The organism is Sneathiella sp., assembly GCF_029233945.1.
Classification (GTDB): Bacteria; Pseudomonadota; Alphaproteobacteria; order Sneathiellales; family Sneathiellaceae; genus Sneathiella.
This window is the reverse complement of sequence record NZ_JARGOQ010000018.1, coordinates 1-16,474: the sequence shown is the minus strand read 5'-3', so window position 1 is coordinate 16,474 and position 16,474 is coordinate 1. Positions and strand designations below refer to the sequence as shown.

General features: G+C 57.1%; 17 protein-coding genes. 9 read left to right on the top strand and 8 right to left on the bottom strand.

The window, feature by feature from the left end; all coding sequences use genetic code 11:
* The first annotated feature begins 53 nt into the window (after positions 1–53).
* Together P1U71_RS07845 and fghA are read left to right on the top strand one after the other, a co-directional pair.
* On the top strand, positions 54–1,163 hold the full coding sequence (locus P1U71_RS07845; protein WP_301105021.1) for an S-(hydroxymethyl)glutathione dehydrogenase/class III alcohol dehydrogenase: 1,110 nt from the start codon (positions 54–56) through the stop codon (positions 1,161–1,163).
* Positions 1,164–1,169: 6 nt separating this feature from the next.
* Positions 1,170–2,012 (top strand): S-formylglutathione hydrolase, encoded by an 843-nt coding sequence (fghA, locus tag P1U71_RS07840; protein ID WP_367281147.1) that lies wholly within the window; start codon positions 1,170–1,172, stop codon positions 2,010–2,012.
* On the opposite strand, the gene P1U71_RS07835 is transcribed toward fghA, so the two are convergent.
* The 3 genes from P1U71_RS07835 to P1U71_RS07825 are packed head-to-tail and all read right to left on the bottom strand — an operon-like array spanning position 2,009 to position 4,754.
* Positions 2,009–2,797 (bottom strand): alpha/beta fold hydrolase, encoded by a 789-nt coding sequence (locus tag P1U71_RS07835; RefSeq protein ID WP_301105019.1) that lies wholly within the window; start codon positions 2,795–2,797, stop codon positions 2,009–2,011. The genes fghA and P1U71_RS07835 overlap by 4 nt on opposite strands.
* Positions 2,798–2,833: 36 nt before the next feature.
* Complete coding sequence (locus tag P1U71_RS07830) at positions 2,834–3,571, bottom strand: isochorismatase family protein (protein ID WP_301105018.1); 738 nt, start codon at positions 3,569–3,571, stop codon at positions 2,834–2,836.
* 13 nt (positions 3,572–3,584) lie between these two features.
* On the bottom strand, positions 3,585–4,754 hold the full coding sequence (locus tag P1U71_RS07825) for a substrate-binding protein (RefSeq protein WP_301105017.1): 1,170 nt from the start codon (positions 4,752–4,754) through the stop codon (positions 3,585–3,587).
* Positions 4,755–5,004: 250 nt separating this feature from the next.
* Here P1U71_RS07825 and P1U71_RS07820 point away from each other — a divergent pair, with 250 nt between their 5' ends.
* The 6 genes from P1U71_RS07820 to P1U71_RS07795 all read left to right on the top strand — a co-directional run bounded on the left by P1U71_RS07820 (position 5,005) and on the right by P1U71_RS07795 (position 9,799).
* A complete protein-coding gene (locus tag P1U71_RS07820; RefSeq protein ID WP_301105016.1) occupies positions 5,005–5,724 on the top strand; it encodes an ABC transporter ATP-binding protein in 720 nt (239 codons plus the stop codon).
* On the top strand, positions 5,717–6,418 hold the full coding sequence (locus tag P1U71_RS07815) for an ABC transporter ATP-binding protein (protein WP_301105015.1): 702 nt from the start codon (positions 5,717–5,719) through the stop codon (positions 6,416–6,418). The genes P1U71_RS07820 and P1U71_RS07815 overlap by 8 nt, the downstream gene beginning before the upstream one ends.
* A 12-nt stretch (positions 6,419–6,430) precedes the next feature.
* Positions 6,431–7,291: a hypothetical protein gene (locus P1U71_RS07810; protein ID WP_301105014.1), complete on the top strand. Its 861-nt coding sequence runs from the start codon at positions 6,431–6,433 to the stop codon at positions 7,289–7,291.
* Positions 7,281–8,255, top strand: coding sequence for a branched-chain amino acid ABC transporter permease (locus P1U71_RS07805; protein ID WP_301105013.1), 975 nt, complete (start codon positions 7,281–7,283; stop codon positions 8,253–8,255). Before P1U71_RS07810 ends, P1U71_RS07805 begins: the two co-directional genes overlap by 11 nt.
* Positions 8,256–8,360: 105 nt before the next feature.
* Entirely contained in the window at positions 8,361–9,047 is a 687-nt protein-coding gene (ung, locus tag P1U71_RS07800; RefSeq protein WP_301105012.1) for a uracil-DNA glycosylase, read from the top strand.
* Positions 9,044–9,799: a glycerophosphoryl diester phosphodiesterase gene (locus tag P1U71_RS07795; RefSeq protein ID WP_301105011.1), complete on the top strand. Its 756-nt coding sequence runs from the start codon at positions 9,044–9,046 to the stop codon at positions 9,797–9,799. Before ung ends, P1U71_RS07795 begins: the two co-directional genes overlap by 4 nt.
* 6 nt (positions 9,800–9,805) lie before the next feature.
* Here P1U71_RS07795 and P1U71_RS07790 read toward each other — a convergent pair whose 3' ends face one another.
* From P1U71_RS07790 to P1U71_RS07780, 3 genes are all read right to left on the bottom strand, one after another.
* A complete protein-coding gene (locus P1U71_RS07790) occupies positions 9,806–11,431 on the bottom strand; it encodes a Na/Pi cotransporter family protein (RefSeq protein ID WP_301105010.1) in 1,626 nt (541 codons plus the stop codon).
* 135 nt (positions 11,432–11,566) lie between these two features.
* Entirely contained in the window at positions 11,567–12,748 is a 1,182-nt protein-coding gene (locus tag P1U71_RS07785) for an iron-containing alcohol dehydrogenase (protein WP_301105009.1), read from the bottom strand.
* Positions 12,749–12,758: 10 nt separating this feature from the next.
* Positions 12,759–14,150 (bottom strand): aldehyde dehydrogenase family protein, encoded by a 1,392-nt coding sequence (locus P1U71_RS07780; protein ID WP_301105008.1) that lies wholly within the window; start codon positions 14,148–14,150, stop codon positions 12,759–12,761.
* Positions 14,151–14,360: 210 nt separating this feature from the next.
* Between P1U71_RS07780 and P1U71_RS07775 the strand changes: the two genes are divergently transcribed.
* On the top strand, positions 14,361–15,113 hold the full coding sequence (locus P1U71_RS07775; RefSeq protein WP_301105007.1) for a DeoR/GlpR family DNA-binding transcription regulator: 753 nt from the start codon (positions 14,361–14,363) through the stop codon (positions 15,111–15,113).
* 20 nt (positions 15,114–15,133) lie between these two features.
* Here P1U71_RS07775 and P1U71_RS07770 read toward each other — a convergent pair whose 3' ends face one another.
* Positions 15,134–15,997 carry a type 1 glutamine amidotransferase gene (locus P1U71_RS07770; protein ID WP_301105006.1) on the bottom strand — a complete coding sequence of 288 codons (864 nt, stop codon included), beginning with the start codon at positions 15,995–15,997 and terminating at the stop codon, positions 15,134–15,136.
* Between the two features lie 11 nt (positions 15,998–16,008).
* On the bottom strand, positions 16,009–16,474 hold a 466-nt coding region (locus tag P1U71_RS07765; protein WP_301105005.1), incomplete at its 5' end, for a TauD/TfdA family dioxygenase.

The following is a 16,474-nucleotide window of genomic DNA, read 5'->3' as shown; positions in this document are numbered from 1 at the left end:
CCTAAATCTGCACACTCGGGCGAATAACATGCATAGCAGTAAGGGAATAAGAAATGGACGTAAAAGCAGCGGTCGCCCATAAAGCCGGAGCCCCTCTCACCATCGAAACGGTCACTCTCGACGGCCCGCGCGAGGGCGAGGTTCTGGTCGAGATCAAGGCAAGCGGCCTGTGCCATACGGACGCCTTCACCCTCTCCGGCGAGGATCCGGAAGGTATTTTTCCGGCTATTCTCGGCCATGAAGGCGCAGGCATCGTCGTCGATGTGGGACCCGGCGTGACGTCCCTCAAAAAAGGCGATCATGTTATTCCGCTCTATACCCCTGAATGCCGGCAATGCGATTACTGCACCAGCGGCAAGACCAATCTCTGTCAGGCAATCCGGGTCACGCAAGGTCAGGGGCTGATGCCGGATGGCTCCAGCCGGTTCAAGATCAATGGCGAGAAAGTCTTTCACTATATGGGCTGCTCCACCTTCGCAAACTATACGGTGGTGCCGGAAATCGCGCTCGCCAAAATCCGCGAGGATGCGCCGTTCGACAAGGTCTGTTACATCGGCTGCGGCGTCACCACGGGGATCGGCGCGGTCATCAATACGGCGAAGGTAAAACCCGGCGATAATGTCGTCGTCTTCGGTCTTGGCGGCATCGGCCTTAATGTCATTCAGGGCGCGCGGCTCGCCGGGGCGGACATGATCGTCGGCGTCGATCTCAATCCGGCGCGGAAAGAGCTTGGCGAGAAGTTCGGCATGACCCATTTCGTCAACCCGACAGAAGTCGAGGGCGATATCGTTCCCTATCTTGTCGATCTCACCAAGGGCGGCGCGGATTATTCGTTTGAATGCATCGGCAATGTCAATGTCATGCGTCAGGCGCTCGAATGCTGTCACAAGGGTTGGGGCGAGAGTATCATTATCGGCGTTGCGGGTGCGGGTCAGGAAATCTCCACCCGGCCGTTCCAGTTGGTGACCGGGCGCGTCTGGAAAGGCACGGCCTTCGGTGGCGCGAAGGGGCGCACGGACGTTCCGAAAATCGTCGACTGGTATATGGATGGCAAAATCAATATCGATGACCTGATTACCCATGTCATGCCGATCGAAAAGATCAACGAGGGCTTCGACCTGATGCATGAAGGCAAGTCCATCCGCGGCGTCGTTACTTTTTAAAGCGAGATTATGGAAACTATTTCAGAACAGGCCTGTTTCGGCGGCACGCAAGGGTTCTATGCGCATAAGTCCTCGGTAACCGGGACAAATATGCGCTTCGCCGTCTTCCAGCCGCAACAGGCGCACGGGATGAAAGTCCCCGTTCTCTATTATCTTGCGGGTCTCACCTGCACGGAGGAAACCGCCACTATCAAGGCAGGCGCGCAACGGATCGCATCGGAGCTTGGGGTTATGCTCGTGATGCCCGATACCAGCCCGCGCGGGGATGGTTTGCCGGGGGAGGAAGATGACTGGGATTTCGGGACCGGAGCGGGGTTCTATCTTGATGCGGTGAAGGAGCCATGGGCCGGAAGCTACCGGATGTACAGCTATGTCCGGGACGAGCTTCGCCTCCTGATCAATGAAAATTTCAACGCCGATGTCGACCTGACCGGCATTTTCGGGCATTCCATGGGCGGGCATGGTGCGCTCACTATCGCGCTTAAAAATCCGGAAATCTATAAATCCGTTTCCGCTTTCGCACCGATTTCATCGCCGATGCAGTGCCCCTGGGGGGAGAAGGCCTTCACCGGATATCTCGGGACGGACAAGGCGAGCTGGATCGAATATGACGCGACCGAGCTTGTGAAGAACGGTCACCGCGCGTCGCATATCCTGATCGATCAGGGCAAGGCCGACCAGTTCCTGACCGAGCAGTTAAAGCCGGAAATATTCGAGGCCGCCTGCAAGGAAGCGGGACAGCCCCTCACCCTCCGGCTACATGACGGTTACGATCACAGCTATTACTTCATCCAGACATTTATGGAAGATCATATCCGCCATCATGTCTCCATCCTGAAGAAAAGCTAGACGGACGCGAGATGTGTCCGGACATGGCGGTTGAACTCTTCGGGTTTGTCGATGGCAAGCTGATGCGCCGCATTATCAATGACCACCAGCTTTGATCCTTCGATCTGCCGGTGGATCAACTCGGACGAGCTGAGCGGTGTGCCCATATCCTCCCGTCCGACAATGACGAGCGCTTTCGCCCGTATCGCCGGGATGCGGTCCTTGAGATCGATGCCCGCGATGGCATGGCAGCAGCCGATATACCCCTCCACGGACGTCTCGACGATCATCTTGCGCACCCGCGCATCAAGTTCCGGCCGGTCGCCAAGGGAGCCTTCGACGAACCAGCGGGACATGGTTGGATCAACCGTCGCGGCCAGCCCCTCTTCCGCCGCCAATCTGATCCGTTCAGGCCAGAGCGCCGCCGCGCCATCGGGAAGCGCACAGAGAGAGCTCGAAATCACGAGGTTCAATGTCCGTTCGGGATAGTTAAGGGCAAATTCCTGCGCGATCATGCCGCCGATGGACAGGCCGACAAAATGACTTTCCGTCACCCCGTAAGCATCCTGTATCGCCGCCACATCAGCCGCCAGCATCCTGAAATCATAAGGCCCCGGCACCGGCGCGCTCTTTCCATGGCCGCGCAGCGAATAACGAAGCACGCGGTGATCTTTTTTCAGATCCCCGGCCAGTTCATCCCAGGCGGACAGATCGCAACAAAGCGAATGACTCATCGTGACGACAGGCGCGCCCTCCGGCCCTTCAAAGCTGGTTTCAAATTCAGTGCCGTTTGCCGTGATTGTCATGATCCCTCCCTTGTTATTATTTAGCGGGTGAGATCATTATGTCGGAAGTACCACCTCATTGACAAGCTGCGCGCCACGGCTCGCCATGAAATAAAGACCCATATAGTGAGTTACATCCTGCGGATGGGCCGCTGTCGCGCCATAACCGATATCTTCTGCGACGCTGCGCGGCAGATCATAGGTCGAGCAGCCCTTGTCATAGACATAAATGTCCATGAGGCCCGGCATCATGTCATGATTGCGCGCGCTCAAACTGGTGAGGACAAAATCCATCACGCAGATATCGGTGCAGATGCCGACGACAAGAAGGTCGGTAATGGCGTTTTCTTTCACCCAGTCGGCCACGGCATTACTGCCATCGGACCGCATCGCGCCGATAAAGCCATTGATGCAGTCTTTGCGGACAAGCGTGGTGTTCGCGTCTTCTTCCAGCCATTTAAGCTCCGGCACCAGCTCTTCTTCGCCGGTACCCGCCTCGCAATGCGGCGGATAGGGCGGTTCGGGCTTACCCGGAATATGGGTATCCTGAAAAGCGAGGATCGGCCAGCCCTGCGCCGTGAAATGCCGGGCAAGGCTGACTGTCTCCGATACCATTGTCGCGACTTGCGCGTTCGGTTCCGGCGGCGCGAGCGCCCCGGCCCCGACGGTTGCAAACCCGTTGACCTCATCCACAATCACAAGACCGGCCCGGCGCCCGGCTACCGACGGATCGAAATCGGTAAAGGCGAGCGGCATGGCCGCTTCCAGATCATCAGTGAGGTCACGGGTTGTCACGGGTTCTCCTAACTTATCCGCATTGTGGCGCGGGGTCGATAACACCAAGTTTTTTCGCGATGTTCAAGGTGCCGTTGCTCGTCCGGGCGATATACATATTCATGGCAACGTGATGATCCTCCTTGGTGATCATCGCCGGTCCCGTCGGGATTTCAAACGACAGTCCGGCCATCCCGTCGATCAGGGCTTCCTTATCGACCTTACCGGCCTTCTCCAGCCCGCCCTTCAGCGCGATCAGGGAATTATAATGGGTCATCACATAGAAGGAAACAACCGCATCATCCCCATTTGCCTTGCGGATCTTGGCAACAAAATCCTGCACACCCGGCTCAGGCGACCTCGCCACGAACGGAACCCCGGCATACATCCCCTCGCCCTTGCCTTCACCGAACGCCCCGAGATAGGTTTCCGCGAAGCCAAGGAAGGCAATGGTCATTTTCTTGGTCAGGCCGAATTCTTCCGCCTGCTTGATAAAGGTGATGCCGTCTGCGCCCGGCAGCGCAAACAACAGTATTTTCGCCCCCGAATCCGCGATTTTACGAATGATGGAGGAGAAGTCCTTGACGCCGAAGGGGGTATATTCCTCGCCAACGGTCGTGCCGCCGACGCCGCCGATAATTCCCTTCGCCGTCTTGAACATGTTACGCGGCCAGACATAATCCGCCCCGAACATATAGTAGCTGTCCCCCAGCCCCTCTTCTTTCAGATACGGAATGAGTGGCGCTGTATCCTGGTTCGGCACCGTGTTGAAGGAGAAGAGATAGCGGTTGCAGATACCACCTTCATAGTTGGTTGCATAAAGAAGCGGTGTCTTGCCCCGTTCCATCGTGGCCGCCATCGCATCGCGTCCGGCAGACGTGATCGGGCCGGAAATCGCCATAACCTCATCGCGCTCGATCAGCTTTTTCGCCTTCTCAACGGAGGTTTTTGGATCCGTCTTGCCATCTTCATAGAGCATTTCCACCTGATGGCCCATGATGCCGCCGCCTGCGTTGATTTCAGCAACGGCGAGGTCGAGGCCCATTTTCGCCTGATTACCGAACAGTTCCAGACCGCCGGAGAAAGGCTGCACCGCGCCGATCTTGATGGTCTTCCCTGCGGCAATTGCCGGCATGCCAAATGTTGATGCAACCGCAGTCGCACCCACCGCGCCCATGAATTTTCGTCTGGAAATCTCGATCATCGCTTTATCCTCGCAATCGTTAAAATACCGAAGTTCCGGCATAACAAAACAGTTGTTTGTTAAATTGAATTGTGCATGGTTATGCCAGTTACCGTAAAAGAATCAAATAATTACCGATATATATCGGCATATTGCCCGGTTTTTGATGAAAAAATACTAAAAATTCAACCGTACACATATTAAACTTTGTATGTGCACGTTCTTAATTTGTACGTATGCATATAAAATAAACTGAATCGGCGAAGCATGCATGTCTTTTCTTGAATTGAAGTCGCTATGCAAAAATTTTGGCGGTCTTCGTGCCGTCGATGATTTCACGCTCACGATTGAGGAAGGCAGCCTGAATGCTCTTGTCGGACCGAATGGCTGCGGGAAATCAACGCTCTTCAATCTGATCACCGGGGTCCTGAAACCGGATGCTGGCAAGGTTTGCTTCAAAGAGCATAATATCACAGGCTGGCCGTCGCATAAAATTGCCCGTCTTGGCGTTGGTCGCAAGTTCCAGGTGCCCGCCATTTTTGAGGAACTCACAATCCGCGAAAATCTGGTTATCGCCGCCAGAAACACCGCGAACCGTGCGGCTATCAACGGCATTCTCGCGCAGATTAACCTGATCGAAGCGGAGCATATGCTCGCTGGTGAACTCGCCCATGGCCAGAAACAATGGCTTGAGATCGGCCTCCTGCTGGCCCAGGCCCCGTCCCTTATTTTGCTGGATGAGCCAACGGCAGGCATGACGGCGGCGGAAACCCGCGCGACAGCCGACCTGATCACCCGCATCAACCGCGATCAGGGCATAACCGTACTGGTGATCGAGCATGACATGGGCTTTATTGAGCATCTCGCCTGTCCGCTTCATGTGATGTCGAAGGGGCAGATCCTGAAATCCGGACATTTTGCCGATATTCGCAAGGACGCAGAGGTGAAGGCCCTCTATTTCGGCCAGGCAGAGGCGTTGAGCGATGCTTGAAATCGAAAACCTCGCCGCCGGCTATGGGGAAGCTCTGGTCCTTCGCGATTTTTCCTGCCGGATTGCGCCCGGCAAGGTGACCGCCCTGATGGGCCGGAACGGCATGGGGAAAACAACCCTGATGAAAACCATCATGGGGCTGATCCGGGTAAAATCGGGCCGGATCATGTTTGACGGAACTGCCATCGAGAAGCTGCCGACCCATCATATTTCCCGCATCGGTATGGGATATGTGCCGCAGGGCCGCGAGATTTTCGCCGATTTCACCGTCGCGGAAAATCTGCGCCTTAGCCTCTTGGGTCATGAAGGCGGAAATGTTCTCCCGATTGAACAGATATATGACTGGTTTCCGATCCTGAAAGAACGGGCCGAGCAACGCGCCGGAACATTCTCGGGCGGACAACAGCAAATCCTTGCCATCGCACGGGCCTTGATCGGCGGGCCGAAAATGCTCCTCCTTGATGAGCCGACGGAGGGGATACAGCCCAGTATCGTCCATGACATCGGTGCTCAGCTTAGCCGTATCGCGCGTGAGACCGGCCTCAGTATTCTGATCGTGGAACAGAATGTCGATATGGTCCGCACCCTCGCCGATGAAGTGCTGTTCATGGAAAACGGGGCGATACAGGAACGCTGCGATATAGAGACGTTGCGCCAGGATGACAGCCTGCTGCATCGCTATCTCTCGGTTTAGGATGTTAATCTGATGAGTGAACTTATCCCCATAATCCTTGATGTCAGCTCATATATCCTCATCCTCGTTCTGGTCGCGCTCGGGCTGATGATCGTCTTCGGCATGATGGGGGTCATCAATATGGCGCATGGGGAGCTGTTCATGATCGGCGCCTATGTGATGGTCGCGGCGCAAAACTTAGGACTCCCTTTCCTGGCCGGGATCATCCTCGCGCCGATCATTGTCGGCTTTCTCGGCCTGCTGATCGAGGCGGCGCTCATCCGCCATATCTATCTCAGACCGCTCGATACCATTTTGGCGACCTGGGGCCTGTCCATTGCGCTGAAACAGCTTGTGGTGCTCACTTTCGGGCCGGAATCCCATAGTGTGGCCCTCCCCGTTGACGGCAGCCTTGAACTAGGCGCGTTCAGCTATCCGCTTTATCGGCTGATCCTGATGGCGGCATCCATCCTGCTAATCGGCGGTACATTCTGGCTCTTTACCCGCACCGATTTCGGCCTGTTGGCCCGCGCCGTGATTGCCCGCCCAAACACCGCCGCCTCGCTCGGGATTGACACCCGGCGGATGTATCGGTGGAGCTTCGTGATCGGCACTGCGCTTGCGGGACTTGCCGGGGCTCTTGTCGCCCCGATTATCAGTGTCGATCCGCAGATGGGTCTTGGCTATCTGGTGCCGGGGTTCCTTTCCATCCTTGTCGGCGGCGCCGGGCCGCTCGCGGGCGTGTTGGTCGGCGGCGCCGTCGTTGGCGGTGTGAATAACCTGCTTGCGGTCTGGATATCGCCGGTCGCCGCCCTGATCACAGTCTATATCATTGCCATCCTGATCATCCGGCTGAAACCCGAAGGCATCATGGGAGGGCGCCGTGCGAAATAACCTGATCGCCCTTCTGGTTTTTGCAGTCCTCGCCGCCTCTCCGGTCGCGATTGGCGGTTACTGGACGGGACAGCTCACCGCCTATCTCGTCTATGGCCTGCTTGCCATGTCTCTCTCGCTTGTCTGGGGATATGGCGGCATCCTCTGTTTTGGGCAGGCGATGTTCTTCGGGATCGGGGGCTATATCATGGCGGTCCTGACCAAGGGCATGATTCTGCCAGAGCTGACCAGCAGCTATCTCGGCCTGATCGCCGCCATGGCGGGATCGGCACTCTTTGCCCTCGCGCTTGGTTATTTCCTGTTTGCCGGCCGCGGCATCAGCGGCGCCTATCTTGCCATCATCACCCTTGCCATGGCGCTGGTGCTGGAACGGCTGATGAATAACTGGTACGCGCTCGGCGGCTATAACGGCCTGCTCAATGTTCCGCCGATCAAGCTCAACTTCTTTGGGGCGAGTTTTGAGCTTTGGGACAGGATGCCGACATTCTATGCCGTTCTTGCCGTTGTCGCTCTCGTTTATTTCCTTGTTACCTGGCTGCTCAGTTCCGCCTATGGCCTGAGGCTGACAGCGATCCGCACCCATCCGGACCGGCTGGCGTCGCTTGGCTATAACGTGCTGACGATCCGGCTCTCGGTTTTCGCGCTAAGCGCGGCCATTGCCGGGCTCGCCGGGGCAATCTTCGTCACACTGGATGGGTTTGCCTCCCCCACCCTGATCGGTTTCACCCTCTCAACGGAGGCGTTGATCTGGGTGGCCATCGGCGGCAAGGAGATGCTGCTCGCGGCGTTTCTTGGCGCGATCCTGACCCGAACGGCGGAAAGCTGGCTCTCAGAAATCTTCGGGGACTACTGGATCCTGATTCTCGGCATTGCCTTCATGATCAGCGTTGTCCTGCTGCCGAAGGGGTTGCTGGCCACCCCGCTTGAAAAGCTGACCGGATCAAAACGCAAGAAGACACGCTAATCCGGGCATAATTATTTTGCAAAGAAGTGAATTCATAATAAAACAGGAAAAGATGCAACCAAGGGTCCGGTTCCGGGCCCTTCCCAGCAAATAAGAGGGACGGGTTTGAGCGACATAAAGCTGGAAAAAAGCTGGCTCGAGCAGTTACGCCCGGAGTTCGACAAGCCCTATATGCGCGATTTACGCGCGTTTCTGGTGGCGGAAAAGGCCGCGGGGAAAGTTATCTATCCCGCTGGCGCAAATATTTTTGCGGCGCTCAACCACACGCCCTTCGACAAGGTCAAGCTGGTGATCCTCGGGCAAGACCCCTACCACGGCCCCGGACAGGCACATGGTCTCAGCTTCTCGGTCCCGCCAGGGGTACGAATTCCACCGTCTCTTCGGAATATCTATCAGGAACTGAACCGCGACCTTGGCCTTCCCACTCCCAATCATGGAAATCTGGAACGCTGGGCCGATCAGGGCGTGCTGCTCTTGAACGCCGTGCTTACCGTGGAACAGGCAAAGGCCGGCGCCCATCAGGGGCGCGGCTGGGAACAGTTTACCGACGCGGCCATTGCCGCCCTTAATGGAAAACGGGAGCATCTCGTCTTTCTGCTCTGGGGCAGCTACGCACAGAAAAAAGGTGGCTTCATTGACCGGCAGCGGCATCTCGTCCTTCAGAGTCCACACCCATCCCCGCTGTCGGCGCATCGGGGCTTTATCGGCAATGGTCATTTTTCAAAGGCCAATGAATATCTTCGCCAGAGCGGGCAAACGCCGATCGACTGGTCGTTAAGGGAGACGGGATGATAAGCGCGGAAAAACTGTTTGGGCAGATGCCGAAAATCGTCGGCCATCGCGGGGCCTGCGGACATACGCCGGAGAATACGCTCGCCTCGCTTCGCAAGGCGGCGGCGCTTGGCACCTCCTTCATAGAAATCGATGTGACGCTTACCCGCGACAACGCGGCGGTCATCCAGCATGACAGCGATGTCCGTCGCTGCACTAACGGCAGCGGGCCGATCTTGTTGAAATCTCTGGAGGAGGTACGCGCGCTTGATGCCGGGAGCTGGTTCGCGCCGGAATTCACGGGCGAGCGCATCCCGACCCTGAAAGAGGCAACCGATACCGTGCAAAAGCTTGGCCTTGGCCTCAATCTGGAAATCAAGCCCACTACCGGCTGGCAGGTCCCGACGGCGGTACATGTCACGGCGGAGTTAAAACAACATTGGCCAGAGGAAATACCGCTCCTTATTTCCTCCTTCCAGGTGGAATGCCTGATCGAAGCCAGAAAAACCCTGCCCGATGTGCCGCTCGGTTATCTTACCTCGGCCATTCCACCCGATTGGGAACGGCGAATGGCGGAATATGACTGCGCCTCCCTCCATTGCGAGCGGCATTATGTGACGAAGGATCATATCGCCGCCATCAGGGGCGCGGGATATCACCTGCTGGTCTATACGGTGAATGATCCGGAGGAAGCAAAGAAACTGCTCGACTGGGGGGTCGATGCGGTGATTACGGATTTTCCCGACCGAATGCTTCCCCTGATCGGAAGCTAGCACGGGTCACTGTTCCTTCTGCCCCGCAACCAGATAAGCGATTGATGACAGAAGCGAATTGATACGCCGCATATCCCCGAGCAGGCTCAGGTGAATGGCGCTGGCCTCCTGATCGAGCATCTGATCACTGCGAAGGCGGCGCAAATGTTCATCGACCGCCCGCCGTTCCGCCATCCGGAATGTCTGCTTATGTTGAATGAGGTTATTGGCCGTGACCGCATTTTCCGTCATCAACACGCTGAAGGACATACGCAGATTACCGAGCACCATATCGAGCAGGCGCACCTCATCGCGCAAATCCTCCTCCGAGAGGGCGGTCTGGTTTTTATGGACCGTCTCCACCAGCTCAAGCATATTCATCACGACGATATTACTGATATGGTCGATGGCGGTGGTGAAATTCAAAATCTCGGTGCAGCGCTTTTCGTCCTGCTCATCGAGCGATTCCCGGCCCAGCTGCGTCAGATAGGCCTTGATTGCCCCGTCGAATTCCTTGATGACATTGTTGTCGTCACGGATTTGCCGGAATATATGCGGCTCCTTTCCGCCAAATGTCTGGCGCAGCGAGCGGCACATTTTCTCCAGCACATCCCCCATTCGAAGTGTTTCGCGCACCGCATTTGCCATGGCAAGCTGCGGGCTTTCAAGCGCGGCCTTGTCAAGATATTGCGGCTGCGGTGTGTTGGTATCCTCCTCCATCTCATCGGGGAGCAACCGTTCCGTCAGGCGGCCAAGCGGCCCGACAAAGGGCAGGAAAACCACTGCACAGGCAAGATTGATCAGGGTATGCAAATTGACGATCTGCCGCGCGGGGTCAGCCTCAAAAGCGGCAAGTTGCGGCTCTATCAGCCCAATGAACGGTATAATCATAATAACGATAATCAGGCGGCAGATAAGATTGGCGAGCGGTGCGCGGCGGGCCGCTCTCTCGGCTTTTAATGTCGCCATGATGGGCGGGACAGCGCCGCCAAGATTAGCCCCCAGAACAATGGCATAGGCAACATCGATCGGGAAATGACCGCTCAGCGAGAGCGACAGCGCGAACAGAACTGTCGCCAACGAGGAATGCGCGATCAGGGTGATGATGGCCGCGATCAGCACGACCAGCACCGGCTCCCCCGAAAGAGAACTCAGCACAAACTGCGAGACGGGAGAATCGCGGATCGGTTCCGATGCAAGGGACAGCAATTTCAGGGCGGTGAGCATTATGCCCAGACCCAGCATGATCCGCCCGAGATTTTTCGCCCGCGTCGCATTCGCCGTGGCATGGCGGACAAAACCGGCGAACAGAAAGACCGGCGCAAGGAGGGAGAGATCAAGGCTCAGCACCTGAGCAACGAGGGTTGTTCCCACATCTGCGCCGAGGATAATGGCGATGGCCGCAGTGGCAGGCAGCAAGCCTCTCCCCGCGAAGGTCGCCGTCAGCAGCGCTGTCGCCGTACTGCTTTGCAGCATCATTGTCACGGTCAGGCCGCCGAAGAACGCCCGAAACCGGTTTTTGAGGCAGAATTTCAGGAACAGGCCAAGTTCACGCCCGAAGGCGCGCATGACCCCCGTGCTGACCATGCGCAAGCCCCACAGCAGGAGTGCGACACCGCCCAACAGATTGATGAGAACTATTGTTCCGTCCAAAACGTTCGCCTTTTTGCCTGGCCATCTCGACCAGATTTATCTTTATGCCTTGCGACCGCCTTAGTTGCGCGCAAACCCCCAAGAAAATCAACATTTTCCTGCAAAATTTCCACATAAATTTCTGATTGGTGGCAACTAACCCGATAAATCGCCGGTCACGGCCTTCTCAAATAGACGGCTGTAGTCGTCGGATGTGAGGGGAATCGGATTGCCGCCCGCGGACGGATCCTCAATCGCCATGCGCCCGACGAGATCTGACTGCTTTGTGTCGATATCGAGGGCGGAGAGATCATTCGGGATGCCCAGCTCTTCACGGATCGCCAACACCCAGTTCAGGAATGATTCGAACGAGGGATCAGCGAGCCCTAGATAGGCGGAAAGCCGCGCGAGCCGGTCGGCAATCACCTCCCGGTTCCGGATCAGCACATAAGGCATCAGGATCGCATTCAGCATGCCATGATGTGCATCATACAGCGCGCCCAGCGGATGGGCGAGCGCGTGCATTCCGCCGAGGCCCCGTTGAAACGCGGTCGCTCCCATGGAGGAGGAAATCATCATCTGGCTACGGGCAACAAGATCACTCCCCTCAAAGGTCGCCGTCGGCAGATATTCCTTCATCAGACGGATGCCTTCAATGGCGATGCCTTCCGCCATCGGGTGAAAATGCGGGGAGCAGAACGCCTCCAGATTATGGGAGAGCGCGTCCATACCCGTTGCCGCGGTAATCATTTTCGGCAGACCCACGGTCAGCGCCGGGTCGGCAATCACGACAGAGGGCATCATCTTCGGATTGAAAACGATCCGTTTCACATGGTTCGCTTCATCAGTGATGATGGAGGCGCGGCCCACCTCGGACCCGGTACCTGATGTGGTCGGGATGGCAATAATCGGGGGCACCTCATGCGCAGGAATCTCCTCCCAATCGCGGCCGCCCTCAAGATAGCCGAATACGGTCTCCGTCTGGTGCGCCATCACCGCAACGGCCTTCGCCGCATCGATACCGGACCCACCGCCAAAAGCGATGACACCGTCATGACCGCCCGCCTTATAAATCGCAACCCCGTCATCAACGTTTTTGCCTACCGGGTTCGCCTTGATATCACTAAACAGACCACATCCAACTCCTGCCTTTTTGCAGCTTTCCATCGCCTCGGCAATCATCGGCAACGCCGCGAGCCCTGGATCGGTTACCAGAAGCGGGTTCTTCATCCCGACTTCCTTGCAGGTCTCTCCCAGTTCTGAGAGCCGGCCGACACCAAATCGCATGGCGGTCGGATAGTTCCAGTTCCCCCTGAGGGCGCTCGCGTCTGTTGGCATATATGTCCCCTTAGATTTTTGTGCGTAGATGATAGGATTTCGGACGGGTCAGGCTTTCATAGCCCACCGACGACAAAGTGCAGCCCCGGCCGGAATTCTTAACCCCGGTCCAGGCGAGCGCCGGATCGAGATAGTCACATCGGTTCATGAACCAGGTGCCGGTCTCGACCTGATCGCCGATACGGATGGCCGCCGCCTCGTCATTGGTCCAGACGGAAGCTGTCAGGCCGAACTCGCTGTCATTCATTAGCCGGATCGCCTCCTCATCCGAGGCGACCTTCATGATACCAACCACGGGGCCGAAGCTCTCCTCCGTCATGATCCGCATGCTGTGATCGGCATCGACGACCACATCCGGTGCCATATAGGCTGTGCCCGGCTTATCTTCGGGGAAGAGCGCAGGGTCGATGAGCGACTTCGCCCCCGCCTTCACCGCATCGGCGACCTGCCCCCGCACAAAATCCGCCGCCGCCGCATTGACAAGCGGGCCGAGCGTTGTTTCCGGATCAACGGGAGAGCCGAGCTTGTAGTCCTTCACCACCTCAACGAATTTCGCAACGAAATCGTCATAGACATCGGCATGCACATAAATCCGCTCGATCCCGCAGCAGGACTGACCGGAATTGAACATTGCGCCATCAACGAGATTTTCCGCGGCATAGGCGACATCGGCGTCGCTTCGCACATAGGCCGGATCCTTCCCGCCAAGCTCCAGCCCGACGCCGAGGAAATGACCGACCGCCGCTTCTTCAATCGCCTTGCCTGCCGGAACGGAGCCGGTGAAGCAGACATAATTCACCTTGTCGGACTGAATGATGGACGCCGCCATCTGATGACTGGCGACGACAATCTGGAAAAGGTCTTTCGGCAAGCCCGCCTCGACGAAACTCTCGACCATCCGCTCCCCGCAGAGATGGGTCTGCGTCGCATGTTTCAGGATCACCGCATTGCCCGACATCAAGGCCGGCACGATGGAGTTGACCGCCGTCATATAGGGAAAGTTCCAGGGCGCAATGGTGAAGACAACGCCCACGGGCTCCCGCTTGATATAGCGGGTAAAGCCGCTTTTCTCGGGAACCTCGATATCTTTCAGGGCATCCTCGGCAATGGAAATCATATGACGGGAGCGCTCCTCGAAGCCGCCAACCTCGCCCGCGCCAAACTTGACCGGCCGACCCATCTGCCAGGCCAGTTCCTCCACGATCATGTCCTTTTTAGAGACAAAATTATCGACGCATTTTTCTAAAATCGCCGCCCGCTCCGATACCGGCCGCCGGCTCCAGCCGACTTGCGCCACACGGGCCGCATCCAGCATATCGTCAAGGGTTGAGAGAGGCGTATAGGCGCGTTCCACATAGAGGCTGCCATCCACCGGGCTGATCGTTTTCAAACTTTCCGACATCTACACTCTCCAATTTTGACGTTCGAGATTTCTAACATTTTTCCACAAATTTCTAACAGGGATTTTTTAACAGCCCGGATTTTTTGAGAAGCTGATTTGTGTTTTGAGAATGTGAAAAATGTGGATTTCCACATCCTGTTTCAATTTTTCCCAAAACATGCTACGTAATTGATAAAATAGCCGTCGAATACAGGCTGCAAGCGGGGAAAAATGAAACAAACCAAACGGCAGCTCGCCATCATGAATATGCTGCAGATCGAAAGATCCTGCGGAATTATCGATCTGGCGAAGCGATTGGAGGTCTCGGATGAAACGATTCGCCGCGACATCAAGGAAATGGCAAAATTCGGCGCGGTTGAGAAAATCCATGGCGGGGTGATGCTGCCCAACACCGCGCTGGAGGCGCCGTTCCTGCGCCGTCTTGAAACGCAGCGGACCGTCAAACAGAAAATTGCGGAGCTTGCCGCCTCCCTCATCGTGGATGGCGAGACCCTGCTGATCGACAATGGCAGCACCTCCTGCTATGTCGCGAAAGCGTTGAGTGCCCGCCGGGACTTGACGGTGGTGACCAACTCGACCGAGGTTGCGCGCGATCTCTGTGCCCGGAACAGCAACAAGGTGTTTATGGCTGGCGGGGAAATTCGCGCCGACGATAGTGCCGCCTATGGGCCGACGGCGGTCAATTTTGCGAAACAGTTTGCGACGGAGCGGGCCATTCTCTCGATCGCGGCGATCAGCGCCGAGCAAGGGTTTCTGGATTGCGATCTTGGGGAGGCGGAATTCAAGCGGGCAATCCTGCCGCAGGCCGCCAGCGTGATCGTAGTCGCCGATCACACGAAATTCAATCGGCCAGGAGTGGTCAAAGTATGCGATTTTGACGCCATTGACCTGCTCCTGACCGATCAGCTGCCCCCGCAGAGTATAATTGATAAAATTGGCCGCGACCGGATCATGATCGCCTGAAATGCGGGCACACGGCATCCCTAGCCATTGAGCCGGGGATGGATTTTCACCGCCAGCCAGTTGCGCACCTCCTGCTGCTTGACGCTGGTCGCCAGCACATCATCATCCACGCCCAACTGCCAGCGAAGATGGCTCGTCTCCGGGGCCTCATGCAGCGCCTGCATCTTGTCGATAAACTGATCCGCATCCGCGAGCGAGGCGAAATTTCCCTGCTTGGTGAGCGCTTCCCGGCGCCAGCGGCAAAGGCTCGCAACCTCGTTAAAGTCATATTCGGGATGATACTGCACGGCCCAGAAACTGCCGCCCTTATGGGTGACATCGACGGCCTGCACGCGGGAGAAATCATTGCCGGCAAGCAGGACGGCCCCCTCGGGCAGTTCTGATACTTCATCCTCATGGCTGGTGAACCCGTCAAAGACCGCCTTTTTCCCCTCATACATCGGGTGGACGCGCCCCGCGTCATTGAGGCTGATCTTGCGGGCAAGGCCAAACTCCCGGCCCTTCGGGTTTTTTGCGCATTTACCGCCCGCCGCCGTCACGGCCATCTGCGCCGCCCAGCAGCTTCCGAACATCGGCACCTGCGCCTCATACGCCGCCTTGGCGAACTCGATCTGGCGGGTCACGCGCCCATCCGCTTCGTCATGGATGGTCAGGCTCGATCCCGTCCAGCAGATCCCGTGATAGGCCTCAAGGCCTGCCCCTGTGGGTAGCGCGCAGTCCGCATCCGCGGGGAAGATGATATCCACCTCACATCCGGGCTCGCATTCCTTCAGCATCCGCGCATAGAGATCGCCTGCCAGCGTCCCGCCATTCTCCGCGAGGGGGCCGCGATGATCTTTGGGGTAGCCGTCAAGCACCAGAAATCGAGCTGTCTTGCCCGCCATTGCCGACCTCCTTAAACGGGCCGGGTGTCGCCGCCGATGGTGACCCGGCGCATCAATCGCCGGTACTGCACATAATCATTCATGGCATAATGCTGTGTGCAGCGATTATCCCACATGGCGACGGATTTCGGCTGCCAGCGGAAACGACAGACAAACTCCGGCTTGGTCGCGAATTCATAGAGATATTTGAGCAGCGGCGCACTTTCCGCGTCCGTCATGCCCTTGATCCGGAGGGTGAACATGGGATTGACAAAAATCCCCTTGCGACCGGAAATTTCATGGGTGCGGATGAGTGGATGCTCGACTTCCACCTCGACAGCCTCGGAATATTTATATTTGAGGCTGTGTTTGCCTTCGTATTTCTCGCGGGTGATGCGCGGATCAAAGGCAACGCTTGCCGAATGCACGGCGACCAGCCCGTCCAGCAACTCCTTCATACCATCGGACAGCGCGTCATAGGCCGCCTCCATGCTGGCC

What these genes read in the sequence shown, in the direction of transcription:
- P1U71_RS07845 (WP_301105021.1), top strand. Translation starts at nt 54, where the DNA reads ATGGACGTAAAAGCAGCGGTCGCCCATAAAGCCGGAGCCCCTCTCACC.
- P1U71_RS07835 (WP_301105019.1), bottom strand. Translation starts at nt 2,797, where the DNA reads ATGACAATCACGGCAAACGGCACTGAATTTGAAACCAGCTTTGAAGGG.
- P1U71_RS07825 (WP_301105017.1), bottom strand. Translation starts at nt 4,754, where the DNA reads ATGATCGAGATTTCCAGACGAAAATTCATGGGCGCGGTGGGTGCGACT.
- P1U71_RS07820 (WP_301105016.1), top strand. Translation starts at nt 5,005, where the DNA reads ATGTCTTTTCTTGAATTGAAGTCGCTATGCAAAAATTTTGGCGGTCTT.
- P1U71_RS07815 (WP_301105015.1), top strand. Translation starts at nt 5,717, where the DNA reads ATGCTTGAAATCGAAAACCTCGCCGCCGGCTATGGGGAAGCTCTGGTC.
- P1U71_RS07810 (WP_301105014.1), top strand. Translation starts at nt 6,431, where the DNA reads ATGAGTGAACTTATCCCCATAATCCTTGATGTCAGCTCATATATCCTC.
- P1U71_RS07795 (WP_301105011.1), top strand. Translation starts at nt 9,044, where the DNA reads ATGATAAGCGCGGAAAAACTGTTTGGGCAGATGCCGAAAATCGTCGGC.
- P1U71_RS07785 (WP_301105009.1), bottom strand. Translation starts at nt 12,748, where the DNA reads ATGCCAACAGACGCGAGCGCCCTCAGGGGGAACTGGAACTATCCGACC.
- P1U71_RS07780 (WP_301105008.1), bottom strand. Translation starts at nt 14,150, where the DNA reads ATGTCGGAAAGTTTGAAAACGATCAGCCCGGTGGATGGCAGCCTCTAT.
- P1U71_RS07775 (WP_301105007.1), top strand. Translation starts at nt 14,361, where the DNA reads ATGAAACAAACCAAACGGCAGCTCGCCATCATGAATATGCTGCAGATC.
- P1U71_RS07770 (WP_301105006.1), bottom strand. Translation starts at nt 15,997, where the DNA reads ATGGCGGGCAAGACAGCTCGATTTCTGGTGCTTGACGGCTACCCCAAA.